The following is a 7,060-nucleotide window of genomic DNA, read 5'->3' on the forward strand; positions in this document are numbered from 1 at the left end:
CGCAACTTTTTGGTTACTTGCGTGCGATGACGAGCCAAAGTCATAAACTGTTCTTCTTTTTCTGAAGGAATATAAATCCCTTTTAAAACACCAGCTTTAAGCTGATTAGATAATAATTTAGAGTCAATAGCATCCGTTTTTTGATAACGTTCCTTGTCACCTTTCTTGACATCGGCTGGATTAACTACCAAAACAGTCCATCCCAAATTCAAGAAATACCGTGCAGTAGTAAAGCCACAACATCCTGCTTCATAAACCAAATGAACCTCGTGAGAGGGAAAATGTTTTTCAACATAATCATACAAATCACTACTATTAGAAGGCATAGAATAGGTTTTGTGAAAAAATAAATCAGTTTGAATAGAAACTGACCAACTTTGTTTGTGAATGTCTAATCCAATGAATATCTTTGGAATAGTTAAGGCATCGTGTAATTGCATAATCTTCGTTTTTAGGTAACTCAAAGTTATGCTTTTACATGGGTGCTTCTCGCAATTGCGAATTTTGTGGTAAGTTCGCGTTTACGTTTCGCAAGAATTTTTATCTTTAACAGAAAATAATCAATTCCTAATTTCTCAACTGACGAGAAGCGGCGAAACGTTGATAACGCGAAATTCCATGTATATGTTGCATGGTTAAAGATAAAAAAAATGTTTTTCTTACAAGTATTTTGGTATATTTATTTGATAGATTGTGAAGTTTTTTCACAGGTAGCACTCTTGAAATACTATCGCCCGATTGTAGAAGTATTTCATGTTCAATTCTGCAGAGCAAAACTTCTCTTCTAGCAAAGTCAAAGTCATCACTATCCTCAATGCTAAAAGCAGCAGAGATTACACAGATAAATGAGAGAAATAGTAATCATAACACGTATTTGAGTTTTCCTGAAAGGAGATTTCTGCTATTAAACACAGTGTCAAGTTTTTATTTATGAAGTTTACATTTTTATTTACAATTTTAAGCTCACAATTCGCAAAATAATTAAGTAATTTTGCTTCATATACTTTAAAAAGAGATAAAATTTATTATTAATTAAAACAACAAAAATATGAGAAAAATCATTTATGTGCTGATCTTATTGCTAGTTGTGGTAAGCGGACTGGTATTTAGCTTCGCTCAGTTCGCCTACGGCTCGAGTGCTAATCGTGAAATTAAAAATGAAACTCCTAAAAAGTCAATCTCAAAACCTCTCTCTGTTGCTGAAAGGAAAGCTGCATTAAAAAAATGGGAAGCTACACCTGATGGTATAATGTACAAAAAATGGGAAGCGTCTGCTGCAGGTAAAAAAGTGCATGCCAGTGCTACTAAAATAAGCAAGTCTATTAAGGATTATACCAATATGGACGGAGTTGTAACCTCTCTTTCTCTTCCGTCAGGATCAAGATTAGGTTTCGGTATGATGGTCATGATTAATGGTGACGATTATATTCTTGCTTTTGGGACAGAAAAGTCTGGCAAGAATATTTTGAATTATAACAATGAATTTGAGCAATTACATAGACTGAAAGTTAACGACAAAATAATTATAAGAAGCCATAACATATCGAAAGCGCCAAAGTATTCATATCCAATAATATCAGGCGACTATGTAGAACGAGATAGTAAAACAATTTATAAACGTGCACCTCGCAAAGGCGGTTGCTAAGTAACTAAATTCGAATCTGACAAATCCTAAAAAAGTTGACTGAATACATTTTAGAACTAATTCTGGCAGTGGAATGAAAAGTTATTATGTTGAATCAGATGCATATTATCTACAAAGAGAAAATGAAGATTTTGCTTTTGGAATTGGAATTCATAGATATGATTTGAGTTATATGGTTGGTTTTAATCTTTATGAAATTGCAAAAATAAAATTTAAGGAAATTTGTCCAAATTTTGCAGAACTTATAAAAACTGCAAATTTAAATTCAAATGATTTTTATAAAATTGTAGATATATATGAAGAAAATTGTGGTGGAAAATAATACCTGTTTACAATTGCTGTTTTACACTATTACATAGCTTGATATTGATTTTTAAGCTGAATAATTAACTTTTATTTTATCCTCTTTTTACTTACAAAAGTTTTCGGTATATTTGTTATGGCTTGTTATTTCACTTCATAACAGTCGCAAAGTGTTTAAAAATTACCATTCTGAATTAAAAAAATTGATTATTTTATAAAAATTTACAACAATATTATGAATTAAAATGCATTTTATCAATGAACAAAACTCAAATAAATATTACTTTCGTAGTATTTCTAATATTACTTATTCCATTAATAGCAATGCAGTTTACCAATGAAGTTAACTGGACATTAATGGATTTTGTAGCAGCTGGTGTTTTACTTTTAGGAACTGGTTTGGCAATAGAATTTGTAATACGAAAAGTAAAAAACGTTAAACATCGTATTATTATTTGTGTTGTTATTTTTTTGATTCTTTTAATAATTTGGGCAGAACTTGCTGTTGGAATTTTTGGAACTTCTATTGCTGGTAGTTAATAGAAAAAAAAACTCGTCTATTTCTAAACGAGTTTTCTATGTTCTATTTTCTTTTCTCTATTTTCTCTCTGGAATATTCTCCAATATCTCCAAAACATACTTATAAAATTTTTGAGACGATTTAATCGAAGCTCTTTCGTCTGGAGAATGTGCTCCGTGAATGGTTGGTCCAAACGAAATCATATCCATATCTGGATAATTAGTTCCTAGAATTCCACATTCTAATCCTGCGTGACAAGCTACAACTTTTGGTTTTTCGTTGTTTTGTCTTTCGTATATTTTTACTAATAAATCTAAAATTTCTGATTTTACATTTGGTGTCCAACCAGGATAACTTCCGCCAAAAGTTACTTCGCAACCAAATAATTCGTAAGCAGAACGTAAACTATTTGCCAAATCCATTTTGGAAGTTTCAACGGATGATCGCGTTAAATTCTGTATAGAGATTTCGCCATCTTTTACAATTACACGTGCAATATTATTAGAAGTTTCTACTAAATCTTCCATAACGGCAGACATTCTGTAAACGCCATTGTGTGCTGCATAAATGGAACGTAACAAACCTTCTTGAACACCTAAATCCATTACATTACTTGGTAACTCCGATTTTTCTATTTCTATTGTTAAGTTTGGCTCAGTAGTTTTGAATTCGGTTTTAATGTCTTCAATAATTTCTTGCATATCAAAAGCAAATGCTTCGTCATACATTGATGCAACAATTACTTTTGCAACGCTTTCTCTTGGAATTGCATTTCGTAAACTTCCACCAGAAATTTCATTAATTTGAAGTCCAAAATTCTCAAATCCGTCAAATAGTAAACGGTTCATAATTTTGTTGGCATTACCCAAACCTTTGTGAATATCCATTCCAGAATGTCCGCCATTTAAACCTTTTACAGTAATTGTGTATCCAACTGATGTTTCAGGAGTTTCCTCTTGATTGTAACTTCTGTTGGCTGTAACGTCAATTCCTCCGGCGCAACCAATATCAATTTCATCATCTTCTTCGGTATCCATATTTAGCAAAATATCGCCATGAAGAATTCCGCCTTTTAAATTTAATGCGCCAGTCATTCCTGTTTCTTCATCAATTGTAAAAAGTGCTTCAATTGCTGGATGTTTTATGTCTTTACTTTCTAAAATTGCCATTATCATTGCAACTCCAAGTCCGTTATCTGCGCCAAGTGTTGTTCCTCGAGCACGAACCCAATCGCCATCGACATACATATCAATTCCTTGTGTTAAGAAATCGAAATTAGTATCGTTATTTTTTTGATGAACCATGTCTAAATGTCCTTGTAAAACCAAAGCTTTACGATTTTCCATTCCAGCAGTTGCAGGTTTTCTTATGATTACGTTACGGATTTCGTCTTCAAATGTTTCTAATCCTAAACTGGTTCCAAAGTTTTTCATAAACTCAATTACGCGTTCTTCTTTTTTTGATGGACGTGGAACTTCGTTTAAATCGGCAAATTTATTCCAAAGGTTTTTTGGTTCTAGGTTTCTAATTTCTTGGCTCATTGTTTTATGGTTGTAAGATTCAAAGAAGCAAAGTTACAAAGTTTAATTTCTTTACGAATTGATATTGTGATTATATTTACATTTCAAAATTTACAAGTGAAAAGAAAATACATTCTTCCATTATTTTTACTGTTTCAGATTTTATTTCTGAAAGTAATTGCATATTTTCCAAATGTTGTAGAACGATTTTACAGCAACAGATTGTATGTTTATAATTCTAAATTTTTTAGAACTTTATTGGGAAAAATTCCATTTTCTGTTGGAGATGTATTTTATACTATCTTGATTTTATGGATTTTAAAATGCATTTGGAATAGTAGAAAATCTTGGAAAACAGAATGGAAAAATAACATTTTAAGTGTTTTAGGTTTCGTTTCAATAGTATATTTTGCGTTTCATTTTCTTTGGGCATTGAATTATTATAGAGTTCCGTTATTTGAGAAAATGAATATTAAAAGAGAGTATTCTGAAGAAGATTTATATGCTTTTACAGATAAGTTGATTGCAAAAACTAACGAAATACAATTTGAAATCACAAAAAATAAAAATTTGAAAGTAATTATAACTTATTCTCAAGATTCGATTTTTAAACTTTCTCAAAATGGTTATGATAACTTGAAGAAAGAATATTCATTTTTTAGATATGAAAATCCAAGTAGAAAGAAATCCCTATTTAGTTTACCATTGACTTATATGGGATTTGGTGGTTATTTGAATCCGTTTACTGGTGAAGCACAAGTGAATGATAAAATTCCAATGGTTGGTTTTCCTATGACAATTAATCATGAAATGGCACATCAAATTGGTTATGCAAGTGAAAGTGAATGTAACTTTATAGGTTTTTTGGCTTGTGTAAAAAATAAAGATTTATATTTTCAATACTCGGCTTATTCTAATGCTTTACGATATTGTATGTCGAATATTGGAATGAAAAATGAGAGCAAATTTATTTATTTTAAATCTAAAATTAATACCGGAATTCTAGAGAACTATAAAGAAAATGAATTGTTTTGGGAAGAATATGACACTATTATTGACAAAGGATTTCATGTCTTTTATGATCAGTTTCTAAAAGTAAATCAACAAAAAGATGGTATTGAAAGTTATAGTAAATTTGTTGATTTATTGGTTAATTATTATGGTGGTGAATTGTGAGTTTTGGGTTGTTCGTTTTGGGAAAAATAAGTAAAAACCATTGCTAAAATTAAAGTTGTAATTATTGAAATTGGAATAGTTATGAACCAAGAGAGCGCCATTGAAGCATTATAATTTGATGGAGAATCATAATTATCTGGACTATCTGTATGAATAAAAATATAATCAAGACTGCCAAAAGTTGTAAATATTAATATTATAAAATTTATTTTAAAAAATAATTTTAATTTATTAAAATAGAAATAAGAACTCAATAATAACAAAAAAGCTATAGGGAATAATGATATTGAAAATAACTTTGGCATAAATCCAATTGAGAAAACAGATATAACTAAGATAGGAAAAAAACATTTTATACCAAAAAAATCATATTTCATTTTATTAATATTTATTATTTTTTAAATTACTCCAAATCCAAAAATTTTAACTAATAACCCATAACCAACAACTGATTAAACTTCATCGCTAGTAAAAGTAGTAAAACTTTTCTTTTTATAGGGTCTAATTATTAACCGACCTTCTCTATCAAAACGAATATAATTGTAAACCCAATTTAAAAAAACGACTGCTTTGTTTTTGAAACCGATTAATGAAAAAAGATGTACAAACATCCACACGAACCATGCAAAAATTCCGTTGAAATGGTAATTTGGCAGATCAACAACTGCTAAGTTTCTTCCAATTGTAGCCATTGAACCTTTGTCTTTATATAGAAAAGCTGTCATTTGTTCATTGTTACGTAATTTTACAAGATTTTCACCTAATAAATCTCCTTGTTGCAATGCAGGTTGTGCCATCATTGGATGACCTTGTGGGTACAAATCGGTTTCCATTGAAGCTATGTCGCCAATTGCAAAAATATTGTTGTATCCTTTTACTTGATTGTATTGATTTACTCTTATTCGATCTACTTTTTCTATTAAACAATTGGCATCTAACCCAGCAATTTTTGCTCCTTGAACTCCAGCTGTCCAAATTACAGTTGCAGTTTCAAAAGTTAAATCAGAATTTGTAGTTATAGTTCTTCCATCATAATTGGTTACACGAACATTTTTCCAGATGGTTACTCCCAAATCTAAAAGAAATTTTTCGGCTGCGACAGACGATTTCTCTGACATAGTGTTTAGGATTCTATCACCACTTTGAATTAAATTTATTTGCATTTTGGCGATATCTAAATCTGGATAATCTTTTTGTAGAATTGCACGTTTCATTTCGGCAAGAGCACCAGCAAGTTCAACTCCTGTTGGACCGCCACCAACTAATACGAAATTAATTAAACTATTTCTGTCTGCAAGATCTTTAGTTAAAACTGCTTGTTCAAAATTTTCAAGAATTAGACTTCTAATGTTTAATGATTGTGGTATAGTTTTCATTGCCATTGAATTGCGTTCTATTTCTTTATTGCCAAAATAGTTTGTTTTTGATCCAGAAGCAATTACTAGATAATCATAGGTTAATTCTCCTATTTCGGAGATTATTTTTTGGTTTTTAGTGTCAATTTCTTTTACAGAAGTTAATCTGAAAAAGAAATCATTGTACTCTTGAATTACTTTTCTAATTGGGTAAGCGATTGATCCTGCTTCTAAACCTCCAGTTGCAACTTGATAAAGAAGTGGTTGAAAAGTATGATAGTTGTGTTTGTCGAGTAAAACTACTTGAAAATTTTTATTTTTTAATTTTTTGGCTAGAGAAATTCCTGCAAATCCACCTCCAATAATTACTATTCGTGGATTTGATGATTGTGGTATGTTCATTTTTATGAAGTTGAAACTTTATACAAAGATACTAAGATTTAGTTTGATTAGGACTACTGATTTTGCATAAATGGTTGGCAATATAGCCCAGATTGTAATGGAAATCCTTTTGTTGCGATTTTCGCGAAGCGAAAATCGC

The 7,060-nt window shown here is 30.5% G+C and carries 8 protein-coding genes; 4 read left to right on the top strand and 4 right to left on the bottom strand.

Features of this window, described 5'->3' with window-relative positions; genetic code table 11:
* A partial coding sequence (locus ACH2BO_RS11690; RefSeq protein WP_395044916.1) for a transposase occupies positions 1-440 on the bottom strand: 440 nt, incomplete at its 3' end.
* A gap of 608 nt (positions 441-1,048) precedes the next feature.
* Here ACH2BO_RS11690 and ACH2BO_RS11695 point away from each other — a divergent pair.
* The 3 genes from ACH2BO_RS11695 to ACH2BO_RS11705 all read left to right on the top strand — a co-directional run bounded on the left by ACH2BO_RS11695 (position 1,049) and on the right by ACH2BO_RS11705 (position 2,488).
* On the top strand, positions 1,049-1,645 hold the full coding sequence (locus ACH2BO_RS11695) for a hypothetical protein (protein WP_395044917.1): 597 nt from the start codon (positions 1,049-1,051) through the stop codon (positions 1,643-1,645).
* A 73-nt stretch (positions 1,646-1,718) separates the two neighbouring features.
* Positions 1,719-1,967, top strand: a complete 249-nt coding sequence (locus ACH2BO_RS11700) for a hypothetical protein (RefSeq protein ID WP_395044918.1) — start codon at positions 1,719-1,721, stop codon at positions 1,965-1,967.
* A gap of 239 nt (positions 1,968-2,206) precedes the next feature.
* Positions 2,207-2,488, top strand: coding sequence for a hypothetical protein (locus ACH2BO_RS11705; RefSeq protein ID WP_395044919.1), 282 nt, complete (start codon positions 2,207-2,209; stop codon positions 2,486-2,488).
* 57 nt (positions 2,489-2,545) lie between these two features.
* On the opposite strand, the gene ACH2BO_RS11710 is transcribed toward ACH2BO_RS11705, so the two are convergent.
* Positions 2,546-4,009: an aminoacyl-histidine dipeptidase gene (locus ACH2BO_RS11710; RefSeq protein WP_395044920.1), complete on the bottom strand. Its 1,464-nt coding sequence runs from the start codon at positions 4,007-4,009 to the stop codon at positions 2,546-2,548.
* Between the two features lie 96 nt (positions 4,010-4,105).
* Between ACH2BO_RS11710 and ACH2BO_RS11715 the strand changes: the two genes are divergently transcribed.
* Positions 4,106-5,164, top strand: a complete 1,059-nt coding sequence (locus ACH2BO_RS11715) for a DUF3810 domain-containing protein (protein ID WP_395044921.1) — start codon at positions 4,106-4,108, stop codon at positions 5,162-5,164.
* On the opposite strand, the gene ACH2BO_RS11720 is transcribed toward ACH2BO_RS11715, so the two are convergent.
* Together ACH2BO_RS11720 and ACH2BO_RS11725 are read right to left on the bottom strand one after the other, a co-directional pair.
* A complete protein-coding gene (locus tag ACH2BO_RS11720) occupies positions 5,146-5,469 on the bottom strand; it encodes a hypothetical protein (protein WP_395044922.1) in 324 nt (107 codons plus the stop codon). The genes ACH2BO_RS11715 and ACH2BO_RS11720 overlap by 19 nt on opposite strands.
* Before the next feature lie 147 nt (positions 5,470-5,616).
* Positions 5,617-6,921 (bottom strand): NAD(P)/FAD-dependent oxidoreductase, encoded by a 1,305-nt coding sequence (locus ACH2BO_RS11725; protein WP_395044923.1) that lies wholly within the window; start codon positions 6,919-6,921, stop codon positions 5,617-5,619.
* Between the last annotated feature and the right edge of the window lie 139 nt (positions 6,922-7,060).

It is taken from the genome of Flavobacterium sp. (genome assembly GCF_043773265.1).
Taxonomy (GTDB): Bacteria; Bacteroidota; Bacteroidia; order Flavobacteriales; family Flavobacteriaceae; genus Flavobacterium.

What these genes read in the sequence shown, in the direction of transcription:
- ACH2BO_RS11700 (WP_395044918.1), top strand. Translation starts at nt 1,719, where the DNA reads ATGAAAAGTTATTATGTTGAATCAGATGCATATTATCTACAAAGAGAA.
- ACH2BO_RS11725 (WP_395044923.1), bottom strand. Translation starts at nt 6,921, where the DNA reads ATGAACATACCACAATCATCAAATCCACGAATAGTAATTATTGGAGGT.
- ACH2BO_RS11705 (WP_395044919.1), top strand. Translation starts at nt 2,207, where the DNA reads ATGAACAAAACTCAAATAAATATTACTTTCGTAGTATTTCTAATATTA.
- ACH2BO_RS11695 (WP_395044917.1), top strand. Translation starts at nt 1,049, where the DNA reads ATGAGAAAAATCATTTATGTGCTGATCTTATTGCTAGTTGTGGTAAGC.
- ACH2BO_RS11720 (WP_395044922.1), bottom strand. Translation starts at nt 5,469, where the DNA reads ATGCCAAAGTTATTTTCAATATCATTATTCCCTATAGCTTTTTTGTTA.
- ACH2BO_RS11710 (WP_395044920.1), bottom strand. Translation starts at nt 4,009, where the DNA reads ATGAGCCAAGAAATTAGAAACCTAGAACCAAAAAACCTTTGGAATAAA.